The organism is Bacillus sp. WC2503 (genome assembly GCF_052682895.1).
Genome location: NZ_JBQYMD010000001.1, coordinates 648,198 through 671,255, shown reverse-complemented (window position 1 = coordinate 671,255; position 23,058 = coordinate 648,198). Strand labels below are relative to the sequence as shown.

Below are 23,058 nucleotides of genomic sequence, written 5' to 3'. Positions count from 1 at the left end.
GGAACGTTATGAAGTTATTAGAACAAATTGAAAAGTGGGCTGCAGAAACGCCTGATCAAACCGCTTTTGTTTGGCGAGATGCGAAAATTACGTACAAACAATTAAAGGAAGATTCTGATGCGTTAGCACATTGGATTTCTTCTGAATATCCAGATGATCGTTCACCAATTATGGTGTATGGCCATATGCAACCTGAAATGATTATAAACTTTTTAGGGTGTGTAAAAGCTGGACATGCTTACATTCCTGTAGATTTATCTATCCCAGCTGATCGCGTACAACGTATCGCTGAAAATTCTGGTGCGAAATTACTTTTATCAGCTGCAGAAGTAACTGTAACTGATTTACCAGTTCGCATCGTAAGTGAAGACAACTTAAAAGATATTTTCTTTACTCATAAAGGGAACATTCCAAATCCTGAACATGCGGTAAAAGGTGATGAGAACTTCTACATTATTTACACATCAGGAAGTACAGGTAATCCGAAAGGGGTTCAGATTACTTATAACTGCCTTGTTAGCTTTACAAAATGGGCTGTAGAAGATTTCAACTTACAAACAGGGCAAGTATTCTTAAACCAAGCACCTTTCTCATTCGATTTATCTGTAATGGATATTTACCCATCATTAGTAACAGGCGGTACACTTTGGGCAATCGATAAAGATATGATTGCACGTCCAAAAGACTTGTTTGCTTCTCTAGAGCAATCGGATACTCAAGTATGGACTTCAACACCATCTTTCGCTGAAATGTGTTTAATGGAAGCATCTTTCTCTGAGAGTATGCTACCAAACATGAAAACATTCTTATTCTGCGGTGAAGTGTTACCAAATGAAGTGGCTAGAAAACTAATTGAGCGTTTCCCGAAAGCAACGATTATGAATACGTACGGTCCAACAGAAGCTACTGTTGCTGTAACAGGTATTCACGTTACAGAAGAAGTGCTTGATCAATACAAATCACTTCCAGTTGGCTACTGTAAATCAGACTGTCGCCTTCTTATTATGAAAGAAGATGGTACAATTGCACCTGATGGTGAAAAAGGTGAAATCGTAATTGTCGGTCCAAGTGTAAGCGTTGGATATTTAGGAAGCCCTGAATTAACAGAAAAAGCATTTACTATGATTGACGGTGAGCGCGCCTATAAAACAGGCGATGCTGGCTATGTAGAAAATGGTCTTCTATTCTATAATGGTCGTCTTGATTTCCAAATTAAGCTTCATGGTTATCGAATGGAATTAGAAGAAATTGAGCATCATCTTCGTGCGTGTTCTTACGTAGAAGGAGCAGTTATTGTTCCGATTAAAAAAGGTGAGAAATACGATTATTTATTAGCGGTTGTTGTTCCTGGAGAACATTCGTTTGAAAAAGAATTCAAATTAACATCTGCAATTAAAAAAGAACTCAATGAGCGATTACCAAACTACATGATTCCACGTAAATTCATGTATCAATCTTCTATTCCAATGACACCAAATGGAAAGGTAGATCGCAAAAAATTATTGAGTGAGGTTACAGCATGACCGCATATGGATCATTTTATTTTTTCGCTATAGTGGGCATTTTATTAATACCTACTATCATAGCTGGATTAAAAGGTAAAATGTTGCGTAAATATAATGCCGTTTTAACATTAGTCATGATTGCTATTATCTTCTCGGATAAACCAAAGCAAGCGATTATGTTAGCCGCATTTATTATTTGGCAATATGCCCTTATTAAAGGCTATTTAATTTTAAGAAAACAAAATAATAGTACATTCATGTTTTGTATAGCTGTTATTTTATCGATTTTGCCACTTATTTTGGCAAAAATCGCACCATTTGTACCTGAATTGCATTTTATTGTTTTCGCAGGTATGTCTTACGTAACATTTAGAGCTGTACAAATGGTCTTTGAAGTTCGTGATAATTTAATTAAAGAACTTTCCTTCTTTAATTTCTGGGAGTTTGTTTTATTCTTCCCTGCGATTTCAAGTGGACCTATCGATCGTTACCGTAGATTCCAAAAAGATATCCAAAAGCCACCTAGTGCTGAGGAATATCAAAAGTTACTATATACAGGGCTTAACCGTATTTTCCAAGGTTTTCTGTATAAATTTATAATCGCGCACTTGATAACAACATATCTTGTAAAGGCAGTATTCGCCAATCAAGATACACTTTTATCTAATGCGATTTTCATGTACGCTACTAGCATGCAATTATTCTTTGACTTTGCAGGTTATAGTGCGTTCGTAATTGGTATCAGTTACATGATGGGAATTAAAACGCCAGAAAACTTTAATAAGCCATTCCTTAGTCGTAACATTAAAGACTTCTGGAACCGCTGGCACATGAGTTTATCATTCTGGTTCCGTGACTTTATTTACATGCGTTTCGTCTTTTTTGCAACGAAGAAAAAGTTAATTAAGAACCGTTACACTATTTCGTATATCGGTGCATTTTTAAACTTCTTCATTATGGGAATTTGGCACATCCAAGGAAGCGCTGTTGCGCAGTATGTTATTTATGGTCTATATCATGCCGCACTGTTTATTCTATTCGATATTTTCGAACGAAAAAACAAGAAGCATAAGTTTTGGCCAAACAATAAATTTACACACGTCCTTGCGATTGTGATTACGTTCCACGTTGTATGTTTCGGTTTCCTTATTTTCTCTGGACACCTTAACAGATACTTTTAATGCACCCTTCTTATTCTATTAAGAAGTTGCACATATAATATATTCGGATATAAAGGAGATTTTAAAAATGGCAGAATTCAAAGAGCAAGTATTAGATATTTTAGAAGAAGTATGTGAAAACGATATTGTGAAAGAAAACTTAGATGTTCAATTATTTGAAGAAGGTATTCTTGATTCTTTCGCTGTAGTATCTTTATTAGTTGAATTCCAAGAGCGTTTAGATATTGAAGTTTCTATTTCTGATTTTGACCGTGACGAGTGGGCTACACCAAACATGGTTATTAAGAAGTTGGAAGAAATCCGATGAACAAAGCAAAATTTGGTCCGATGCTTTTAGCATTGGCCCTTTTTGCTGTATTCTTACTTATTCCGACGCGCTTCCTACTTCCACTTTTAAGTGATGAAAAAGTAGAACAAGCTGCAACTTCTTTGAAAGAAGAAAAGATTCAAAGTATGATTTTACAGCAAAAGATGTTAGCAGATCCGAAATATCTTCCGATGTACGGTTCATCGGAATTCGCACGTATGGATGCTTTCCATCCATCAAATTATTTCAAAGTAAAGCCTGAAGGGTTCACACCATTCCTTCTTGGACGCGGCGGAACACAAGACCTTGTACACGTATTAAACTTTGCATCTACAATGGATCAATTGAAAGACAAGAAAATGGTATTCGTTCTTTCTCCGCAATGGTTTGTGCCACAAGGTATTGATGAAACACACTTTGCACCTAACTTTTCAAAACAACAAGGCTATCATTTCCTTTTCAATGATGACTTAAAGCCTGAAATGAAAAAACAAATTGCAAAGCGTTTATTAAACTTTGAGATCGTTAAGAAAGAAACTTTACTTAAAGTTTCGCTTGAAGGTATCGCTTATGATGATACAAAGCATAAAGTAAAAGCACTTGCTGCTAAACCTTTCGCTTATGTGTATCGTAACATTTTAGATCGTAAAGATTTATTTACAGCAATGTTTGATATTAAACCGCATAAAGAAAAACTTGACCCTTCATTAAAACAAATGAACTGGGATGAAGCTCGTAAACATGCGGATCAAACAGGTGCAGCAGAATCAGGGTCTAATGAATACGGTATTGAAGACGATTACTTCAATAGCAAAATTAAGAAGAAATTAAAGCAGCGTGAAGGCTACTTAAAAAATGATGCTTATGACCAATCACCAGAGTATGAAGACTTACAACTTGTACTTGATTTATTAAAACAATCTGGTGCAAAACCACTCTTCATTTCTGTTCCTGTAAAAGGTCCTTGGTACGATTACGCTGGATTCCCGAAAGAACGCCGCGAAGCGTACTATAAGAAAGTTCATGAGCAAATTGAGAAAGCTGGTTATCCAATTGCCGACTTCTCAAACCATGAATATGATAAATACTTCTTAAAAGATCATATGCACTTAGGTTGGAAAGGCTGGGTTTACATCGACGAGGCCATCCAACAATTTTATAAAGCAAACTAATGAAAAGACCGCTTGAATTATTCAAGTGGTCTTTTTCTATATACATTTTGTAATTGTTCCATTACATCCTCTGCTTCTTTCACGACCCGCTCCACTACGTGCTGAGCTGGCTCAATTCTTGCTAATGCCGATGCTTGTCCCGCCCAAAGTGACATATATTCTCCCTTGTTTTGCGTCGCTGCTTCTTGGCGTATTTTAGAAGTTAATACGTTTTGCACTGGATACATCGGAAGCCCTTCTTCTTTTCCTTCGTGTCTCTCTATAAATTCATTACGAATACCCCGTGCATATTTCCCGGAAAACGCACGAGTTACAATTGTACTCGTATCTGTACTTTTTAATACAGCCTCTTTATATACGTCATGTGTAATACTTTCTTCACTCGTTAAAAAAGCTGATCCCATTTGAACAGCTTCTGCCCCTAACGCAAATGCCGCAACAAGCCCTTGTCCGTTCATTACACCACCTGCTGCAACAATTGGGATATGCGGAACTGCCGCTACTAACTGCGGAATTAACGCAAACGTACCAATCATTGCATCTTGTTCTTTCCCGATAAACGTTCCTCTATGACCTCCTGCTTCGCTACCTTGCCCGGCGATAATATCTACTCCTAGCTCGGCAAGTGCTCTCGCTTCTGCTACATGAGTCGCTGTTCCGATGACTTTTATTCCTCTTCTTTTTAATTCATCTATTTCTTCTTGTTCTAACGTTTGGAATGCAAAGCTAACGACCGGTACCTTTTCTTCTACTAACACTTGTAATTGTTCTTTATAACTTTTTGGAAGATTTACTACATCCTCTTCCTCAATACCTAACTCTCTATTCACTCCATTAAGTAAGACTTTCGCCTCATTTATCTTCTCTTTTTCTATCTGCACCTCTTTCGTTAACAGTAAATTAACACCGAAAGGCTTATTTGTTAGTTCCCTTATTTTATAAATCGCTTTACGAATTTGTTCTGGGCTCATATAGCCTGCTCCAAGCGTTCCTAATCCTCCGCTATTACTTACAGCTGCAACAAGTTCTGGCGTTGTAATGGCACCCGCCATACCTGCTTGAATGATGGGATACTTAATTTGCAATATGTCTATTACTCGACTTGTGAACATCATTTCCCCTCCTATCCCCCTTATATCTTCTTTATTTGACAAGCTTTCCCCTTCTTTTACAAGGGTTGAACTTCATATGAAGCGAATATATTGAAAGAGAAGGAGGCTGAAAACAATGATTTATCCAAATGCGTTAAAACATGGTGATACAGTAATGATTATTGCACCGTCTGGTCCACCTACAATTGAAAGTGTATTAAAAGGTGTAAATGTATTACAAGAGATGGGATTATCCGTAATAATTGGGAAGAGTATTTATGAAAAGTATGGGTATTTAGCTGGAAGTGACCAAGTTCGTCTTGATGATATACATGAAGCCTTTACAAATAATGAAGTAAAAGCAATTTTCTGTGCACGAGGTGGTTACGGAAGCGCTCGTCTTCTCCCTCACATTCAATATGAAATCATTCAACAAAATCCAAAAATTTTTTGGGGATACAGCGATATTACAGCTTTACATACTGCTTTCTCACGTTATGCAAAGCTTGTTACGTTTCATGGTCCGATGATTGAAGAAGTAGGCAAAGGTATAGATTCTCTCTCTTTATCTTCTTTCAATCAGCTCTTCCACCCGTATTCTTCTATCTTATCTGCATCAGAATGTATCGTACCTAGCTCAGCCTGTACAGCTACCGGTACATTAGTTGGAGGGAATTTAGCTGTTTTAACGAGTGTAATTGGTTCACCCTATGAAATAAGTACAGCCAATACACTTTTATTGCTTGAAGATATCGGGGAAGAACCGTACCGCATCGATCGTATGTTAAATCAACTACTTTTATCTGGAAAGTTTAATGAATGCAATGGCGTTATTTTTTCAAGTTGTCATGATTGCACCCCTTCTAAACCATCTCAATCATTGCAAACAATATTATATGAATATTTCATGCCATATGATATACCTGTCCTATTCGGTTTACCGATTGGACATATAAATCCAAATATCGGTATTCCCCTTGGAGCTACAGCAACAATAAATACAAATAATAAAACACTCTCTATTTCTTCAGGCGTAGCACTCCATGTTTAAATTAAAAAGGAAAAGCGATTAAGCTTTTCCTTTTACTTATAATAATTAAAAATTCGTCCAGATGCGATATCTGCAATTTCTTCCGGAATAAATGTTTTACTTATATCAGTACCAACATTTAATACAGCTGTTGCATCCTTCTCAATGCCACCAAATAATTCTTTTCCACGTATCGTAATAAGGGGTGTACCTTCTGGCAACACATCTTTTACAAATTTCAATTGTGTAAAGAACGGAACGATCCATCTACCCTCTCCTTGGAAATGACGCAAACGAAGTGTTCCTTCCGTTGCCCCGTCTTCTGCTTCAAGTGAACCAGCAACATAAAACTCCGTTGATAAGAGCAATTCATAAAATTCCTTTTGCTTTTGTTTATCCTCACCTGCTAAAACGAGTACTTTTTCTATTTTCTTTACTGAAATTTGCTCCATATGATGCCACCCCTATTTTCAAAATGATTATACTTAGATTATACGAAATATTCTTATTTTTTTCTACATAATTCCGTAATTATTTTCTTAAAATAATTTTAAGATATCTTCAGTCGTAACGATTTTAGCAAATTCATCATGTAAGTTTACAAGTGTCATATTGTGAATGTCCTCTGCACTATACTCTGCCCCGTCCAGACCTTTCCGATTGAATGTAGCCGTCGCATCGCTCACTAAATACGTTGTAAATCCTAAATTACCTGCCATCCGTGTTGTAGTCTCCACACAATGATTTGTTGTTAATCCTACAATCACTACCGTATTACATTTTTTCTCTCTTAATTGTTCTTCTAAATTTGTCCCAATGAACGCGCTATTAACGGATTTCTGGATAATTATTTCATCTCGCAGTGGTTTCACTTCTTCTTTAAAGTTTACTGTTTCTGCTTGTTGATAAAACATCGACTGAACATTTTCTTTATTTACATGTTGAATATGAAAAACTGGTCGCTTCCTTCTTCTCCATTCTTCTAATAAACTTTTCATATTTTCTTCAGCAAAAAGATTATTTCGCTCCCCCCAGTATGGTAATTGAAACGCCTTTTGTACATCAATTATGATAAGTGCTATTTGATTAATCATCATTTTCTCCTTAATTTGGTTGTAGTTGAAATACAAAACCAAATTGCTGCGACGCAGTAATAAAACAAATATAAGCACAAAGTTCTACAATTTCTTTTTCCGTCCAATATTGTTTTAATACATGAAACATATTATCATCTATCGCCTTTCGATCATGAACAAATGTATGCGCAAAAGTAACGGCTACACTAATCTCCTCTGCCTTTTGCACATCATCAGGTCTTCCCTTTGCCATGCAATACGGACATTCATTCCCATACGCTAATGTTCTTCTCACTTGCTCCTTCAACTCTGCTGAAAGTGTTCCTTTATTGTACAGTGTATCCTCTAACGTACTCCACGAATGTAATATATCTGGATTATGGCCTAATAACTTTTGAAACTTTGTATCTCCTACATTTGATAATGAAATTCTCTCCATCATTTCCCCTCCTATTTCCTTCTATTTTATTGTAAAATAAATGAAGTTCACTTTACATTTCATATGAATCTTAATTCATATTTTTTCTTTACAAAAATTATCATTTTGCTGGAGGTATATTTACAAATGCAACTAGACCGTGTTGATCGAAAGATTTTAAATGAATTATATAATGATAGTCGCCTTTCCATGCGCGAATTAGCAAAGCGAGTAAACTTATCCGCTCCGTCTACTACAGAACGTGTTCGTAAACTTGAAAGTGAAGGAATTATTCAAAAATACACAATCGATATTGATTATAAAAAAGCAGGACTTGTTTTAGATTGTATTTTAGAAATCACTTTAAAAAATGGTGATACAACACGTATGCAACAGTTTATCCAATCTTATCCATCTGCAAGTTTTTGTTACCGAGTAACAGGAAGCTTATGCTACATTGTAAAAATTTCTGTTCCTTCACTCGTTGAACTTGAAGAATTTATCAATGATGTTTCTTCATATGCAACGACAGTTTCTCATATCGTATTATCAGAAGTATCTCTTACTCCAGACATTGAGCATATCTTCCCAGAAAATTAATTTATTTTTATCACGCTATTTGTTGGCAGTAAAACTCCCACCTCAAAATTCAGTTGCAGCCAAAAAGTTAATAGGGAGTCTGGCTACCCGTAAACGCCCAATTGGTGAAGGTTAATAATCGGTGAGGATGAATAAAACTCCAACTCATTAAAGTTTCACTTTATTCACAAAAAATCTAAAAACCCCTTACAAAAAGAATAAAAATAATATATTATGTATTAAAATACATAAAGTTCGAGAAAGGGGCTTTACATTGAAAATCTGGTTTTATGAAAAAACAGCACAATTAGATGACTTGCTTGGTATTTGGGACAATGTTCCGACGATCCCTCGAATTGGTGAAAAAGTGGAGCTTTTAAAAACTGTCCGCACTGTTACAGATATTAAATATGTAAAGAACGGTAATAATTTTCGTGTAGAAATTATTACGAATTAAAAAACATCTCTCCTTTTATACAGGAGAGATGTTTTTTAATTATCTATCATGTGCTTTTTTTATAACGATTTTATCTTCTTCTACAGAAACTGTTACATAATCATTTTCTTCTAACCGAAGCTTATTTACCGCTTCATCTGGTAGTTCTACAGCCATCAATCTATCTGTTACGATCACTTGACTATACAATTCATTTTCTTGTGATGCATTCACTACCTTTTCTTCATTTATGAAGCGCACTGGTGGCACACCCACTTCTTTTACTGTACGCCATTGTTTCCAAACATAAGGAATTAACCAAAGTAACCCAACAACTGTAAGACCGATACCAATCCATAAATTACTTTGTGCTTGTAATTCAGGAATTGAGATTGCAGTATCTTCTTCTCCACCGACAAATTGCATACTTGTCGCAATTAAATTATTAAGAGCATGCACAGCAATATTCGTCCATATATTTTTCGTTTTTATGTATAAAAGGCACATAACAACACCAAACATGAAAGCACCAATAACATCAAAGTGTCCTAAACCAAAAATAAGTGAAGATATAATTACAGCTTTTTTAATTCCCCATTTATAAGCCATTCGCTGTAAAAAGAATCCCCTAAAAATAATCTCTTCCATAATAGGTGCTAATACACATGCTGAAATGAAAGTAAATATCGTCATATATATGTTACTCGTATTAATAACAGTTCCATCTTCTAACATGGTAACTAAGAAATTCGGTAACGTATGTGCTAATATGTAAAATTGAATATGAGATATACCGACTGAAAAAATCATTCCCATTATCGTTGCTAATAAAATGAGTCCCCACGGTAAACGTCCTGGCTTATCAAAGAAACTTTTAAAAACAACATTATTTTTATTCGCTTTTACGTACAACCAAAATAACGGAAATACAAAAAATACAGTTATTTGTGAAATAACCTCTAACGTGCTATCAGAAACATTTGATAAACCTAATGGAATCATCGTAAGAAACAACCCTATCATCATCCATCCAAAAAAGCTACGTAGTCTTATACGTGAAAATGCATATTGCAATATTGCACACCTCCAAAGATTGTTAAAGTAAAACTTTAATCAGTTATAGGGAACCCTTCTCCTACAAATAGCAGGATAACTATATTATAATATGAATATAGTTGAAAATCTTCCTGTTTTTCTCAAATACTTTCGAGCAACGTATCTCTTAACATATATAATAACGAATTTATTGGATATACCATATCACAGTTCTTCAACTTCGTTACAACTTACATTTGCTGTACTTAAATAGCTGGAGAAGATCCGGTATTCTATCGCTAACAGCATCTCAAATTAACAATACAGAATACTAGAAATGTAAAAAACTATGTAATAAAAATCCCCGTTTTTACAAACGGGGATTTCTTTTATTATAATACGTCACGTTTTTGGAATAATGCACTTGATGCTACAAGTAATACAGCAAAATATGCAGCTAAAAGTAATAATGAAGTTGTAAACGTAAATTCTGCAAATGGTGGCTCCATTCCACCGCTTACCAATTTATTACTGTCGTAAGCTCTTAAATCTAAATGGAAGAATACTACAAACTTCGCTACACCTTTTGCAAACATCATTAGTGCAATAGTAATTGCTCCTTGCAAGAAATATAAGAACAACGTAATAATTAATGGCAATACGGATTTTCTAAATACATTTGCTAAGAAAAAGGCAAGTGTTGCAAAGAAAAATGGTGATACAAGCTGATATAACATCGTTTTTAAAACAATTCCTAACGTTAAATCTGTTTTACTACCATCCATTACAATACCACCAATAATCGTTGCAATGAACATACCAGCAAATATGATAAATAGCATCGCTAATAACACAGTAATATATTTAGAAAATAAAACTGTAAGTCGTTTTCTTGGACGAATTAACAATTGTTTAATTGTACCTTTTTGGAACTCATCAGTAAGAGTACGGGCTGCAAGTGTGATCCCAAAAATTGTTGCGAATAAAACGATTAAACCAATCTCTGAGTTTGCATAATCTAAATACGACCCCTTAAACTCATCACCTTTTCCCCACTTCATCATTGCTAAATTTCCTAAAATTTCGAGTGCCGCAATGACACCGATTAAAATATACATACCTTTTTTCGCATGTAACTTTAAAAATTCATTTTGAATTAATTTAAACATTACGCTTTCACTCCCCCAGTAATCGCTAAGAATTCATCCTCTAACGTTTTATTTTGAACGGTAACACCATATACAAGCACATCAGCATGCACAAGTTTTTTTACAAGCTGTGGAATTCTCTCTTTTGTTACAGATGCCACAATTACATTCTCCTGTGCTTTACCTTTAATAATTTCATTCGCTTTCTGAACTTCATCTACTTCAAACGCTACTACTACTGTCTCATCATGTTTCGCTTGTTCATGTAAGTTGTACTCTTGTACAAACTCACCTTGTTTAATAATTACGACGCGATCACACATTAATTCAATTTCACTTAATAAGTGACTCGATACGATTACCGCGATATTCTCTTCTTTCGCTAGTCGTTGTAAATAATCACGAATTTGGCGAATACCAGCTGGATCTAATCCATTTGTCGGTTCATCTAAAATTAATATTTTCGGCTGATGAAGTAACGCCTGCGCAATTCCTAAACGTTGTTTCATACCAAGTGAGTATGTTTTTACCTTTTTATGAATTGCATGCTCTAATTCAACAAGCTTTACAATTTCAGCGATGCGCTCTTTATTAATAGGTGTAATTGCCATGTTCGCAAAATGCTTTAAGTTTTGCATACCAGTCATATAATCATATAGTTCCGGATTTTCTACAATCGCTCCAATTTGCTCTAACGCCTTTTCACGTTCCGTGCGAATGCTATGACCACAAATTGTAATATCGCCTTCTGTCATAGAAATAAGACCTGTCATCATACGAATTGTCGTCGTCTTACCACTACCGTTCGGTCCAAGGAATCCGTACACTTCCCCTTCTCGAACCCCAAATGATAAACCTCGAATAATTTCTGTTCTACCAATCTTTTTTCGAACATTTTCTAATTTTACTACTACATTTCCCAATGCTGATTCCTCCTTTAGACTTCTAGTTTTTTGTCGATAATATAAGCAATTACATATATTATTAGAGCACTAACAATTACCATAAAACTTATATTAAAAATATTAAATCCATTTTCTTGAAACATCTCAATAAAAAGACTTTTACTTTCACTACGATATTCTACTCTTCGCAATTCTTGGAAAGCTGGAGCTAATTTTCCTAGCAAGGTTATCGCTAAAGTAATCGTTATATTTACTACTAGAGAAATAATAACGATCAGTATATTTTGTGCTTTTTTCTTTTTAGTGAGCAACTTAACTAGAGTAATTACTAATAAGATTTGTAACGTCACAAACAAAAAATCAAACAAATCGCTTATTGCATATATTAAATTATTCATTATGCCCACTTGCATTATTTCTTTTGCCTCTACATATACAGAAGTCGTAGGAAAAGCTAATACATAACTTACGTAGAAAAGAACTCCACATACCCCATACCATATAGCCATTGCAATATATGAGAAAATAAGCATAGAAAACACATATTGTTTCCCAGATATTGCTGTAATCCGTAACATTGGATTGGTTAGTAAGCGAGAATATGACTTCATTGTTTGCAAAAACATATAAATTACATAAAAAAGAAAGATAACCATAATAATCCCAAATATGCCCTCTTGTCTATTGATGGCCGCATCACTCTTTCTTACAATCATTTGCGAAAATAAAACCGCTTCAATTAGCACAAAAAGTAAAAAAGTAACAATGTATCTTTTCTTATTTACATTCCACAAATAGGATAGTATTGACTTCACTTACTAAACACCTCCTTAAACAGTTCATGAATTGCTTTTCCTCTCTGAAAACGAAGTTCTTCTGCATTTTCATATAGAACAATTTCCCCATCTTTTAAAAAGATTACTTCATCAAAAATATTTTCAATTTCATTTATTAAGTGAGTTGAAATTAATATAGTACAATCTTCTCTATAAAACTGTAAAATTAAATCCAATACGTGTTCTCTAGAAAGAGGATCAATCCCGCCAAGCGGTTCATCCAGTACGTATAACTTCGCTTTTCGAGAAAATGTTAAAATGATTTGTAGCTTCTCAATCATCCCTTTTGACAATGCTTTAATTTTTTCTTCTAACGGTATTTTAAATTCCGCAATCGTATCTACCGCTTTTTGAATATCGAAGTCTTTATAAAAATCTCGATAGAAAAATAAAGCATCTTTTATAGTCATCCAATCATCAAAGACTGGCTTATCGGACATAAATGAAACAATTTCTTTCGTCTCTAACCCAACTTTTTTACCGTTAATTGTAATGCTACCTTCAGAAGGGTGCTGCAAACCTGCAATCATTTTCAATAACGTCGTTTTCCCGCTCCCGTTATCTCCAACAAGCCCTATAATTTTCCCTTCCGTAATCTCTATGTTTAATTCACGAATCACTGCTTTTAACCCGTATCTCTTCCATAAGTTTTCTATTTTTAATAGTTCTGTCATTCGCTCTCCTCCCTCTTCTCATGTAAGGAAGAACGAAGAATTGAAAGGATTTCGTCTTCTGAAAACCCTAAGTTATCCATTCCATCTATAAAAGAATGAAGTAATTCTTTCGCCATATCTTTGCGCAGCTCCATAATTTTCTCCCCTTCATTCGTTACATATCGTCCCATTCCTCTACGCGTTACAACAACACCATCCCGTTCCAATTCTTGAAATGTTCGTTGAATTGTATTTGGATTTACTTGTAATTCACTCGCTAATTCACGTACAGAGGGAATTTTATCACCAGGCGATAAATGCCCAACTACAATTTCTTTTTTTATGTATTCCATTACCTGAATGTAAATGGGTGTATTTGGAGAAAATTCTATTTTCATTTCTTCCCTCCTTCTGTCTTAGTGTACTAGTTAAATAGTACACTAAGACAGAGTATATGTAAATACTTACAAATAAAATGTAATAAAAAGGCAGTGCAACTTTCGTTACACTGCCTCCTTGCAATCAAAACTAGTACAGTAAAAAATATGATAGTTTTACTAGTTTGAATCCGTATATAATTTTATACAAAAATTACTTTCCTTTTACTTGCGCTAGTACAGATTTAAACGTATTAATAACTGTATCTACCTCTTCATAACTAATTGTAAGAGATGGTTCGATACGAATTGTTTTTGAGTTAATTAACGTTCCAGCAACGAGAATACCTTGATCAAACATTGCCTTTGACACTTCGTAACCAATCTCGTCTTTATGGAATTCAATACCAATCATTAAACCTTGACCACGAATTTCAAAGATTTTATCCTCGTGCCCTTCTGCTGCTTGTTTCAATCCATTTAAGAAATACGCCCCAACTTCAGCAGCACGTTCTGGTAATTTCTCTTCCAATAATACATGGATTGTTGCAATTGCAGCCGCACATGCCAGCGGATTCCCTCCAAATGTTGTTGTATGCATAAATGGATTTTCAAACCAACTTTGGAATACTTTTTCTTTCGCAACGATAGCTCCTGCTGGCATGACGCCTCCACCAAATGCCTTCGCCAGACAAATAATATCCGGCACAACATCATATAATTCCGCTGCAAACATTTTCCCTGTACGTCCCATTCCAGTTTGCACTTCATCGAAAATAAGGAGTGATCCAAACTCATCACAAAGCTCTCGTACTTGTTTCAAATAATTTTCTGGAGGTAAAATAATACCGCCCTCTCCTTGAATTGGTTCTAAAATAACTGTTGCAACATCTTCTCCCACTAATGCGCATGTCTCAAATGTTTTTCTCATCATATCAATATCGCCAAATGGGACATGACGGAAACCCGGAATTAATGGTAAAAATGGCTTGCGGAACATTCCTTTTGCCGTCCCAGATAAAGCACCAAGGCTCTTACCATGAAAAGCACGAGTTGTAGAAATGAAAGTTGTTCGTTCACTATACATTTTTGCTAGTTTTAATGCTGCCTCTACACTTTCAGTTCCACTATTTGTGAAGAAGGCATATTTCAAATCACCAGGTGTAATATCCGCTAAAATCTTTGCAAGAATCGCTCGAAGTGGATCTAGTAAATCTTGACTGTGTAATGCTTGACGCTTTAGTTGATCTGTCACAGCTTTTACTACTTTCGGATTACGGTGACCAACATTGTAAATTCCGAATCCACCTAAACAGTCAATATATTTTTTACCATTAATATCCATAAAACAAGATCCTTCATCAGACCATTCTACTGCCGCAAATTGTCCATCCTTTGTTACTGTTTTTCTATATGCTAGAAAACCAGGATTCACATGCTCTCTAAATCCATCTACTGTTTCTTTTTGAATCCAGTTTGCTTCTTCTTCAGAAACTTTTTCTTTTTCAATTAACTGTAGTACTTTCGTAATATACTCATTTACATTTGAACCTTTTACATCTTGTTCATTCAATTTATTTTCCACGTTCGTTCCCATTTATTTCACTCCTATATTCTTTTTATTTGCAAACCAACCAATAGGTTCTACTTCTAGATTTATATTAATCTGCTTAATTTCTTGAAATTCCTCTAAACCAAACGTTCCTAGACTACGACCTATACCACTTTGCTTATATCCACCCCAAGGTGCCTCATTGTATGTTGGATGATAGCTGTTAATCCACGTAATTCCTGCGCGAAGCTTGCGAATTACACGCATTGCTTTCGCACCATCAACTGTAAATACCCCTCCAGCTAAGCCATAATCTGTACCATTTGCTAACTCAATTGCTTCCTGTTCATTTTTAAACTTTTGAATTACTACAACAGGACCGAAAATTTCTTCCTGTACAATGCGCATATCGGGTTTTACATTGACAAAGACCGTTGGTTCAATAAAGAAACCTTCACCTTTTCCACCAGTCAGTATTCGCTTACCTCCACAAGCGATGTCTGCGCCTTCGTCTTTCCCAATTTCAATGTAGCGTAATACTTTTTCCATATGTTCTTGACTTACAAGTGGTCCCATTTCTGATTCAGGATTATCACCAGGCCCAACGTTAATTTGCTGCGCTCGCTCCACAAAACTATTAATAAATTTATCGTAAACGCTTTCTTCAACAAGGATTCTCGATCCTGCTGAACATACTTGTCCGCTACCTGCATAAATACCAAATAGTGCATAATCAATAGCTGTTTCAAAATCTGCATCTGCAAAAATAATATTCGGTGATTTGCCTCCAAGTTCTAGCGAAATCTTTTTCATATTATCTGCTGCCGTTCTCATAATGTGCTTACCTGTTTTTGTTCCACCTGTAAAGGAAATCATATCCACCTTACTACTCGCTGCAATTTCATTTCCTACTATTGGGCCGGCCCCCATTACCATATTAGCAACACCTTTTGGTAGCCCTACTTTTTCAAGGATTTCAAATAGCTTTGTCGCAGTAATTGGTGTCACTTCAGAAGGTTTAAACACAATTGTATTTCCAGCTGCTAAAGCAGGTGCAATTTTCCATACACTCATCAATAGCGGATAATTCCATGGAACAATTAATCCACAAACACCAACTGGCTCTCTTACAACCATTGCTTGCATTGGATCGGCTACATGATATGTTTGCCCATCTGGCTTTGTAATCAATCCAGCATAATAGCGAAAACAAGCCGCTGCATCTCCAATATCTCCTTCTGCCTCACGGTATGTTTTTCCATTATCCATTGTTTCAAGATACACTAACTCTTCCATATTTTTATCAATTTCATCTGCTATTTTAAATAAATATGACGCCCTTTCAGCAGTGGATGTTTCTGACCAAATTCCACTATCGAAAGTCGCTCTTGCCACTTCGATCGCGTATTTTGTATCCTCAATTGTTCCCTCAGGTGCATATGCTATACCCTTGCCATTCGCAGGGTTAATTATTGTTCTTTTTTCTTGATTACTAGACTCTCTCCATTCACCGTTTACATACATTTTTAAATCTAGCACTATATTGAATCCTCCTTTATTAATCGTTTATATATTTATAAGCAAGTTTCATGCCAACATTTAAAGCACAAAGGAATCCTATAAAAACTAACTATATTCTTACGTGTAATAAAAAAGAAGTATGCGTTGTTGCATACACTATTCCACTTTGCATAAAACAAAACGTAGATCAGTACCATTACCGTCTTTCATTTTGCTGAAATGTGAGATGATAGTACTTGCCAACCACGAATAGCGGAAAACTCGCTAAACTAACCAAAAAGGAGAAGTCTATGTGACCTTCTCCTTTTTTAGGAATACGAGATTATATCAGTTGGCATTCCTTTTTCACTGACAATCCTTTGATATTTTCGACTCACTGAAGATTGGCTAATGCCAAGAGCTTTTGCTGCCTTAGTCGTTGTTTTATACTGCTTCATTGCAAGTAAAATCAATTGTTCTTCTACAGAATGTAGTGCTTCTTGTAACGGTAATACTCTCGTAATAACTGGTTTTGATTTTTTAAAGTCATAACCGGGGGTTAAAAACTTACTAACAAACTCAGCTTCAATTACTGGATCATCTGCTGATACTACTAAACGTTCAATCATATTTTGTAATTCACGTACATTTCCTGGCCATGAATAAAACTCTAGTAAGTTAAGTGCATCCGGAGTTAAATGATAGTTTTTATTATATTTTTCATTTAACTGTTGTAAAAAATGAAAAGCGAGTACTGGAACATCTTCCATTCGTTCTCGTAGAGGAGGCACTTGCAATGGAATTACATTTAAGCGATAAAATAAATCTTCACGGAACGTTCCTGCCTCTACCATCTTTTCCAGACTTTTATTTGTAGCGGCAATAATTTGTACATTTATTTTCGTAGGTATTGTACTTCCAATAGGAATTACTTCTTGTTCCTGCAGGACCCTAAGCAATTTCACCTGCAAATGTAGAGGCATTTCTCCAATTTCATCTAAAAATAAAATACCTTGATCAGCTCGCTTGAAATATCCTTCTTTTCCATTTTTATCTGCTCCTGTAAAAGCACCTTTCGTATAACCAAATAGTTCACTTTCTAACAAAGTTTCTGGAATTGCACCACAATTTAATTTTAAAAATGGCTTTGCAGATCGCTTTCCAAGTTGATGAATTGCTTGAGCAATTACTTCCTTCCCGACGCCCGATTCTCCGGAAATAAGAACATTGGAAGAGAAATCTGCTATTTTTTTAGCTTGGTTTATAATTTGCTCCATTTTCGGACTACAGTAAATAAGTTTCTTAAGAAAACGATCTTTATTTTTAAAATCATCTAATTCCTTCTTATATTGCTCTGATATTCTCTTTATTTCATGTAATTCCGTCTTTAATCTCGTAGCTTCTGTAATATCTCTTGAAGCAATAATAATACGATGAAGCTCTCCGTTTTCATCAAATACAGGATTTCCAACTGCCAATATTTTTCTTCCACTTTTTGTTTCTTGTACAACTGATACCTTTTTTTGTTGCTCTAATACTAATCGCGTAACAGATGGACTAAATAACCCTTTCTGTTCTAAGTCTAAAAGGTTTTTACCTAAAAGATCCTTCAAATTACTCCCCCAAAAATCATTAATAACGGTTTCACTGTAACGAATTAATTCCCCTTTATGATTAACAACTAATATTTCATCATAAATACTAGACAAAATTGCATGCAAATCTTTGTTTAAATCCTTTATATATTCAATTTCCATTGCCATGTCCTCAACCATCGGCAAATCTTGTACGATAATAACCATTCCTTCAATATTTCCATCAAAGTTTGGAATGGGACTGTAGTCAACTAATACACCCATCTCATTTGTGATTTGTAATTGATTCAAAATTGTCTTTCCCGTTGCAAATACGTTATTAATATGTCCTTCGTTAAAAATTTGTTCTGCTGGTACATTCATTACTCTTTCAGGTGTAGATTTAATCATCTTCAAACCAGATTCATTGCAATTTACAATTTTCTTTTCACGATCCACTACAAAAATCCCCATTGGAATAGACGTTAAAATAATTTTTAATATATCAACACTCTGATTTTCTTGTTTAAATAGTTCTGCAAAAACATCTTCTCTTCTTATATATCCTATTAACTCATCCATTTCATTTTTCACTATCGCAATCGGCGCTCCAATAATTTGAAACAGAGCTGTTAAAGAAATATTTTTACTAAGATAACATATTGTATCTAGCGAAACTGCATTTGCAAGCAATGCCTTGGAATGTAAGTCCTTACTGTTTGATAGCAGATCCTTGACATGAACGTATGCAAATAATTTCTCTCCCCTTTTTAAAAATAGAAAAGGTTCTTTTATATTTTCAACGTCTATATTCCATTCCTTTTCGGATTGATCGATAGGTAGAGAAACAATAGGTCTAATTTTATTACGAGCAATGGAAAACATTCTGCTATTCCTCCTTTGGGCTACTTAATTTGTATTGTATCATTAAATGCAGATTTTTTTAATTAATCTGAAAACAAAAAACATTCTTTCCTTTACTTAATAAAAAAAGGAAGATGAGCACCTCCATCTTCCTCATTGTTCTATCATTAATCACTACCACTAACGAAAAGGTCTTCTTGAATATAAGCTAATACCATACCTGGAATTACTTTATCTCCTGCCTCTACTTCTAAAGAGTGAACTTCTCCGCTACATCCCATCTTAATTACTTCCAGTTTACCATTCATATCTTTAATCGAAAATAATGGCTCCCATTCATAAACTCGAGAATCCTTAACAATAGAAACTTTTTCAATTGTTCCATAGCATGGACTCGTAATAATATCATAGTACATAATCAATCATCCCCTTCTTTTATTCTATTAATATTGCTCTTCTAACCTTTGTGACTGAAGAATCATATAAAAAAAGCTTTGAAACTCTTCTATGTCTTCAATCTCAATTCCTAACCTCGGTGCCCAATATTGTTCCTCTACAATATCTTCTTGACTTAATAAAATCATTCTCCCATTTTGAATAGAGGTAACCATTGCTTTTCCAAGAAACTGTTGTGAATACGTAACAGCTATATCGTAACGATGACTTTTCGACAAAACACAATAATAACCGATTGGTTGTCTCTCCACTTCTTCTAATAAAATATCCAGTTTCATTTGAGCCCTCCTTTAGGTTAAAAATGCAACCAACCTCTTAGGCGCGATGCTTCTACAATCTTACGAACTCCTTCAATATAAGCAGCAATTTTCATATTTACTCCAAAGTGTTTTGAAGTGTCAAGTACGTTAGAAAAACTAGATGTAATTTTCTCCTTTAAACATTGATCAACATATCGCTCTGTCCAATAATATCCTTGATTATTTTGACACCATTCAAAATAAGAAACAATAACACCACCCGAGTTTGCTAAAATATCTGGAACAACCAAAACTCCCTTTTCTTCTAACATCGTTATCGCCTCTTTTGTTGTTGGACCATTTGCAGCCTCAATGATAATCTTACATCCAAGCTTTCCTGCATTATGTTTCGTAATGACTCCCCCAATTGCCGCTGGAATGAGTACATCACATTCTTTTTCTAACAACTCCTGATTAGAAATTATTTTACTAAAGAGATTCGATACTACACCGAAAGAATCTCTGTTTTCTAATAAATAAGGAACATCTAAGCCGTCTGGATTATAAATTCCTCCTATAGCATCTGATACCCCAACTACTTTCACACCAATATCATATAAATATTTCGCCAAATACCCTCCAACATTCCCAAATCCTTGAATAATAACTCTCATATTTTGTAGTGGAATTTGTTTTAACTCACTTACTAACTGAAGCGTATACAATACACCTTTAGAAGTTGCTGTTTCCCGTCCTTGTGATCCTCCTAGCATTAATGGCTTCCCGGTTATAAAGCCTGGAGAGTCAAACTCCCTAATATGGTCATATTCATCTAGCATCCAAGCCATAATTTGCGCATTTGTGTACATATCAGGAGCCGGAATATCTTTCGTCGGTCCCACAATTTGACTTACTGCCCTTACATACCCACGACTCAATGACTCTAATTCTCTAAAACTCATCTCCTGTGGATTACAAATAATCCCGCCCTTTGCGCCTCCATATGGCAGTCCTGTCACTCCACATTTCAAGCTCATCCAGCCAGCAAGTGCTTTTACTTCTTCTGCCGTAACATCTGGATGGAATCTAATACCACCTTTCGTTGGCCCAGCTGCGTCATTATGCTGAGCACGATACCCTTGAAATACCTTTGTTGTTCCATCATCCATACGAACAGGAATACTTACTTCTAAAAAACGCATTGGTTTTTTCAGAAATTCAAATACTTCGTCTGGATAATGTAAAAAATGAAGCGCCTCTTTTAATATAGCTTGAAATTCCTCTAAAGGATTTTCAACCTCACCTGTATGTTTTTCTGACTGAATCGGCACGATAACACCTCGCTTTTTATTTTTACTAATTATACAAAGCAATAATCGTGCCAAGTGAAAATGCTACGGTAATCATATTGTGTCACCCTCCTACTTATGATGCTTTGAATGACTTATGCAATACTGCATGATTATTAAATATAAAAAGCAAAAGACATCGGGATTTATCCGATGTCTTTTGCTTTTTACATTTCCTGCACTTCTTCAAAATGCATTTGCGGAGGAGCTAAGCGGAACATATTTGTAATATATAAAAGATATCCCATTCCAATAGCAGCCCAGCAAATACCGAGAATAAGTGAATGAACATTGAGATTAAACCATAGTACTGCTACAGTACCAGCACCTAAAATAGGCATCACTAAAAAATTTAAACAGTCTTTTATCGTTTTATATCTTTTTTTCTTAATTACATAGTAGGAAATTACAGATAAATTAACAAATGTAAATGCAATAAGCGCTCCAAAATTAATAAGTGATGCTGCCGTTTCTAAATCAATGAATATCGCAGAGAGTGAAATAACTCCTACAATAATAATGTTATATACTGGCGTTCGCCAACGAGGATGAATGTATCCGAATATTTTTTTCGGAATGACATTATCTCGACCCATTACGTACAATAATCTAGACACACTTGTATGAGAAGCTAAACCAGACGCGAGTGTCCCCATAAGCGTTCCTACTAAAAAGAAAGCTTGAAATAGTTTTCCACCAACATATAGCGCAATTTCTGGAGACGCTGATTCTTTATCTTTAAATACAGATGTATCTGGAAAGAAAGATTGTGTAAAATACGTAGTTGTAATGAATAAAACTCCACCGATTAAAGCAGTAAGAAAAATAGCCCGAGGTATTGTCTTCCTCGCGTTTGGTGTCTCTTCCGAAAATGTAGTTACTGCATCAAAACCTAAAAATGAAAAACAAAGAATTGTTGCACCTGCAACTAACGGTGATATTTGTATATCTGATTGAAAAAACGGCTGAATGGAAAAAACTTCTCCTGTTCCCTCTCCCGCTAATAAACCTTTTATAACTAGAAAAACAAACACGGCCATTACTAGCACTTGAAATATTACTAAAAACGTATTGAAGTTAGCAGTAACATTTACGCTAATAACATTTATAAGTGTAATCAGTAGAATAAAACCAATGACCCATATCCAATTAGGAACACTTGGAAAAAATGCTGACAAATAAATTCTCGTTAATAGTGCGTTCACCATCGGCAGAAACAAATAATCCAATAATGCGGACCATCCAACAAGAAACCCAAGTCTTGTACTAATTGTTTTCTGTGTATACGTATAAGCTGATCCTGCGGTAGGAAAAACCTTTACCATTTTGCCGTAGCTTGCAGCGGTAAACAACATCCCTGCTAATGCAATCAAATAAGCTCCTGGAACATGCCCACCTGTTTTTTCCGAAACGATTCCAAACGTATCAAATCCAACCATCGGTGTCATATACCCGACCCCTAGCATAACAATTGACCAAAGCCCTAACGAACGTTTTAAACCAACTACTTTTCCCACCTATCATTCCCCCTACTTTCTCTATCTCATTTTCATTTGAAAATCGACAGCGAAAAGGAAACGCTTTCAAATAGCTGTATACATCACACCAACTATTACAGTTCCCTTTTGTTTTTAAATATCATGCAATTTTCGAGCCAAAATGTATGTAATTAAAAAATTCAATTCGAAAGAAAACATATAGGTGGAATGAGGCCTCACTTCTTCTCATTTTTTATTCATTTTGACATAAGTTATTCAATCTCTCATACTGCTAAA

24 protein-coding genes are annotated in these 23,058 nt (G+C 35.1%); 7 read left to right on the top strand and 17 right to left on the bottom strand.

Features of this window, described 5'->3' with window-relative positions; genetic code table 11:
- Nucleotides 1-8: 8 nt before the first annotated feature.
- From dltA to dltD, 4 genes are all read left to right on the top strand, one after another.
- Entirely contained in the window at nt 9-1,523 is a 1,515-nt protein-coding gene (gene dltA, locus ACUN26_RS03605) for a D-alanine--poly(phosphoribitol) ligase subunit DltA (RefSeq protein ID WP_000770500.1), read from the top strand.
- On the top strand, nt 1,520-2,686 hold the full coding sequence (dltB, locus tag ACUN26_RS03600; RefSeq protein ID WP_000127922.1) for a D-alanyl-lipoteichoic acid biosynthesis protein DltB: 1,167 nt from the start codon (nt 1,520-1,522) through the stop codon (nt 2,684-2,686). Before dltA ends, dltB begins: the two co-directional genes overlap by 4 nt.
- A gap of 67 nt (nt 2,687-2,753) precedes the next feature.
- Nucleotides 2,754-2,993 (top strand): D-alanine--poly(phosphoribitol) ligase subunit DltC, encoded by a 240-nt coding sequence (gene dltC / locus ACUN26_RS03595; protein ID WP_000807310.1) that lies wholly within the window; start codon nt 2,754-2,756, stop codon nt 2,991-2,993.
- Complete coding sequence (dltD, locus tag ACUN26_RS03590; protein ID WP_001030274.1) at nt 2,990-4,165, top strand: D-alanyl-lipoteichoic acid biosynthesis protein DltD; 1,176 nt, start codon at nt 2,990-2,992, stop codon at nt 4,163-4,165. Before dltC ends, dltD begins: the two co-directional genes overlap by 4 nt.
- 17 nt (nt 4,166-4,182) lie before the next feature.
- Here dltD and ACUN26_RS03585 read toward each other — a convergent pair whose 3' ends face one another.
- Nucleotides 4,183-5,277 (bottom strand): NAD(P)H-dependent flavin oxidoreductase, encoded by a 1,095-nt coding sequence (locus ACUN26_RS03585; RefSeq protein WP_000495238.1) that lies wholly within the window; start codon nt 5,275-5,277, stop codon nt 4,183-4,185.
- 115 nt (nt 5,278-5,392) lie between these two features.
- Here ACUN26_RS03585 and ACUN26_RS03580 point away from each other — a divergent pair, with 115 nt between their 5' ends.
- Nucleotides 5,393-6,307, top strand: coding sequence for a S66 peptidase family protein (locus ACUN26_RS03580; RefSeq protein WP_002038221.1), 915 nt, complete (start codon nt 5,393-5,395; stop codon nt 6,305-6,307).
- 32 nt (nt 6,308-6,339) lie between these two features.
- Here ACUN26_RS03580 and ACUN26_RS03575 read toward each other — a convergent pair whose 3' ends face one another.
- The 3 genes from ACUN26_RS03575 to ACUN26_RS03565 form a co-directional block, all read right to left on the bottom strand.
- On the bottom strand, nt 6,340-6,738 hold the full coding sequence (locus ACUN26_RS03575) for an SseB family protein (RefSeq protein WP_000435260.1): 399 nt from the start codon (nt 6,736-6,738) through the stop codon (nt 6,340-6,342).
- 87 nt (nt 6,739-6,825) lie between these two features.
- Nucleotides 6,826-7,380 (bottom strand): cysteine hydrolase family protein, encoded by a 555-nt coding sequence (locus ACUN26_RS03570; protein WP_000609833.1) that lies wholly within the window; start codon nt 7,378-7,380, stop codon nt 6,826-6,828.
- 10 nt (nt 7,381-7,390) lie between these two features.
- Complete coding sequence (locus ACUN26_RS03565) at nt 7,391-7,801, bottom strand: carboxymuconolactone decarboxylase family protein (RefSeq protein ID WP_000439731.1); 411 nt, start codon at nt 7,799-7,801, stop codon at nt 7,391-7,393.
- 126 nt (nt 7,802-7,927) lie between these two features.
- On the opposite strand from ACUN26_RS03565, the gene ACUN26_RS03560 reads away from it, so the two are divergent.
- Both ACUN26_RS03560 and ACUN26_RS03555 read left to right on the top strand, forming a co-directional pair.
- The gene (locus ACUN26_RS03560; protein WP_001175506.1) at nt 7,928-8,380 is read left to right on the top strand and encodes an Lrp/AsnC family transcriptional regulator; all 453 of its coding nucleotides are present in this window, start codon (nt 7,928-7,930) and stop codon (nt 8,378-8,380) included.
- A 253-nt stretch (nt 8,381-8,633) separates the two neighbouring features.
- The gene (locus ACUN26_RS03555) at nt 8,634-8,816 is read left to right on the top strand and encodes a DUF3913 family protein (RefSeq protein ID WP_000707110.1); all 183 of its coding nucleotides are present in this window, start codon (nt 8,634-8,636) and stop codon (nt 8,814-8,816) included.
- Nucleotides 8,817-8,855: 39 nt separating this feature from the next.
- Here ACUN26_RS03555 and ACUN26_RS03550 read toward each other — a convergent pair whose 3' ends face one another.
- From ACUN26_RS03550 to ACUN26_RS03490, 13 genes are all read right to left on the bottom strand, one after another.
- Nucleotides 8,856-9,869 carry a CPBP family intramembrane glutamic endopeptidase gene (locus tag ACUN26_RS03550; protein ID WP_001198833.1) on the bottom strand — a complete coding sequence of 338 codons (1,014 nt, stop codon included), beginning with the start codon at nt 9,867-9,869 and terminating at the stop codon, nt 8,856-8,858.
- Between the two features lie 353 nt (nt 9,870-10,222).
- Nucleotides 10,223-10,999, bottom strand: coding sequence for an ABC transporter permease (locus tag ACUN26_RS03545; RefSeq protein ID WP_000475420.1), 777 nt, complete (start codon nt 10,997-10,999; stop codon nt 10,223-10,225).
- Nucleotides 10,999-11,901 carry an ABC transporter ATP-binding protein gene (locus ACUN26_RS03540; RefSeq protein ID WP_000528814.1) on the bottom strand — a complete coding sequence of 301 codons (903 nt, stop codon included), beginning with the start codon at nt 11,899-11,901 and terminating at the stop codon, nt 10,999-11,001. The genes ACUN26_RS03545 and ACUN26_RS03540 overlap by 1 nt, the downstream gene beginning before the upstream one ends.
- Before the next feature lie 14 nt (nt 11,902-11,915).
- On the bottom strand, nt 11,916-12,698 hold the full coding sequence (locus tag ACUN26_RS03535) for a hypothetical protein (RefSeq protein WP_000836179.1): 783 nt from the start codon (nt 12,696-12,698) through the stop codon (nt 11,916-11,918).
- Complete coding sequence (locus tag ACUN26_RS03530; protein WP_000137720.1) at nt 12,695-13,393, bottom strand: ABC transporter ATP-binding protein; 699 nt, start codon at nt 13,391-13,393, stop codon at nt 12,695-12,697. The genes ACUN26_RS03535 and ACUN26_RS03530 overlap by 4 nt, the downstream gene beginning before the upstream one ends.
- Complete coding sequence (locus tag ACUN26_RS03525; RefSeq protein ID WP_000687520.1) at nt 13,390-13,770, bottom strand: GntR family transcriptional regulator; 381 nt, start codon at nt 13,768-13,770, stop codon at nt 13,390-13,392. The genes ACUN26_RS03530 and ACUN26_RS03525 overlap by 4 nt, the downstream gene beginning before the upstream one ends.
- A gap of 193 nt (nt 13,771-13,963) precedes the next feature.
- The gene (locus ACUN26_RS03520; protein WP_000537093.1) at nt 13,964-15,346 is read right to left on the bottom strand and encodes a putrescine aminotransferase; all 1,383 of its coding nucleotides are present in this window, start codon (nt 15,344-15,346) and stop codon (nt 13,964-13,966) included.
- Nucleotides 15,347-16,840 carry an aldehyde dehydrogenase family protein gene (locus tag ACUN26_RS03515; protein ID WP_000886181.1) on the bottom strand — a complete coding sequence of 498 codons (1,494 nt, stop codon included), beginning with the start codon at nt 16,838-16,840 and terminating at the stop codon, nt 15,347-15,349.
- A 290-nt stretch (nt 16,841-17,130) separates the two neighbouring features.
- Nucleotides 17,131-19,260: a sigma 54-interacting transcriptional regulator gene (locus tag ACUN26_RS03510; RefSeq protein ID WP_000491359.1), complete on the bottom strand. Its 2,130-nt coding sequence runs from the start codon at nt 19,258-19,260 to the stop codon at nt 17,131-17,133.
- Between the two features lie 146 nt (nt 19,261-19,406).
- Nucleotides 19,407-19,655, bottom strand: a complete 249-nt coding sequence (locus ACUN26_RS03505; RefSeq protein WP_000291046.1) for a hypothetical protein — start codon at nt 19,653-19,655, stop codon at nt 19,407-19,409.
- A 27-nt stretch (nt 19,656-19,682) separates the two neighbouring features.
- The gene (locus ACUN26_RS03500) at nt 19,683-19,973 is read right to left on the bottom strand and encodes an SAV0927 family protein (RefSeq protein ID WP_000762558.1); all 291 of its coding nucleotides are present in this window, start codon (nt 19,971-19,973) and stop codon (nt 19,683-19,685) included.
- 17 nt (nt 19,974-19,990) lie between these two features.
- Complete coding sequence (locus tag ACUN26_RS03495; RefSeq protein WP_002038236.1) at nt 19,991-21,265, bottom strand: Glu/Leu/Phe/Val family dehydrogenase; 1,275 nt, start codon at nt 21,263-21,265, stop codon at nt 19,991-19,993.
- Between the two features lie 185 nt (nt 21,266-21,450).
- Nucleotides 21,451-22,800, bottom strand: a complete 1,350-nt coding sequence (locus ACUN26_RS03490) for an APC family permease (RefSeq protein ID WP_000521249.1) — start codon at nt 22,798-22,800, stop codon at nt 21,451-21,453.
- Between the last annotated feature and the right edge of the window lie 258 nt (nt 22,801-23,058).

Coding starts and splice junctions, on each gene's coding strand:
- ACUN26_RS03560 (WP_001175506.1), top strand. CDS start 7,928: ATGCAACTAGACCGTGTTGATCGAAAGATTTTAAATGAATTATATAAT.
- dltD (WP_001030274.1), top strand. CDS start 2,990: ATGAACAAAGCAAAATTTGGTCCGATGCTTTTAGCATTGGCCCTTTTT.
- ACUN26_RS03545 (WP_000475420.1), bottom strand. CDS start 10,999: ATGTTTAAATTAATTCAAAATGAATTTTTAAAGTTACATGCGAAAAAA.
- ACUN26_RS03505 (WP_000291046.1), bottom strand. CDS start 19,655: ATGTACTATGATATTATTACGAGTCCATGCTATGGAACAATTGAAAAA.
- ACUN26_RS03565 (WP_000439731.1), bottom strand. CDS start 7,801: ATGGAGAGAATTTCATTATCAAATGTAGGAGATACAAAGTTTCAAAAG.
- ACUN26_RS03585 (WP_000495238.1), bottom strand. CDS start 5,277: ATGTTCACAAGTCGAGTAATAGACATATTGCAAATTAAGTATCCCATC.
- ACUN26_RS03575 (WP_000435260.1), bottom strand. CDS start 6,738: ATGGAGCAAATTTCAGTAAAGAAAATAGAAAAAGTACTCGTTTTAGCA.
- ACUN26_RS03580 (WP_002038221.1), top strand. CDS start 5,393: ATGATTTATCCAAATGCGTTAAAACATGGTGATACAGTAATGATTATT.
- ACUN26_RS03510 (WP_000491359.1), bottom strand. CDS start 19,260: ATGTTTTCCATTGCTCGTAATAAAATTAGACCTATTGTTTCTCTACCT.
- ACUN26_RS03530 (WP_000137720.1), bottom strand. CDS start 13,393: ATGACAGAACTATTAAAAATAGAAAACTTATGGAAGAGATACGGGTTA.
- dltA (WP_000770500.1), top strand. CDS start 9: ATGAAGTTATTAGAACAAATTGAAAAGTGGGCTGCAGAAACGCCTGAT.
- dltB (WP_000127922.1), top strand. CDS start 1,520: ATGACCGCATATGGATCATTTTATTTTTTCGCTATAGTGGGCATTTTA.
- dltC (WP_000807310.1), top strand. CDS start 2,754: ATGGCAGAATTCAAAGAGCAAGTATTAGATATTTTAGAAGAAGTATGT.
- ACUN26_RS03525 (WP_000687520.1), bottom strand. CDS start 13,770: ATGAAAATAGAATTTTCTCCAAATACACCCATTTACATTCAGGTAATG.
- ACUN26_RS03520 (WP_000537093.1), bottom strand. CDS start 15,346: ATGGGAACGAACGTGGAAAATAAATTGAATGAACAAGATGTAAAAGGT.
- ACUN26_RS03500 (WP_000762558.1), bottom strand. CDS start 19,973: ATGAAACTGGATATTTTATTAGAAGAAGTGGAGAGACAACCAATCGGT.
- ACUN26_RS03570 (WP_000609833.1), bottom strand. CDS start 7,380: ATGATTAATCAAATAGCACTTATCATAATTGATGTACAAAAGGCGTTT.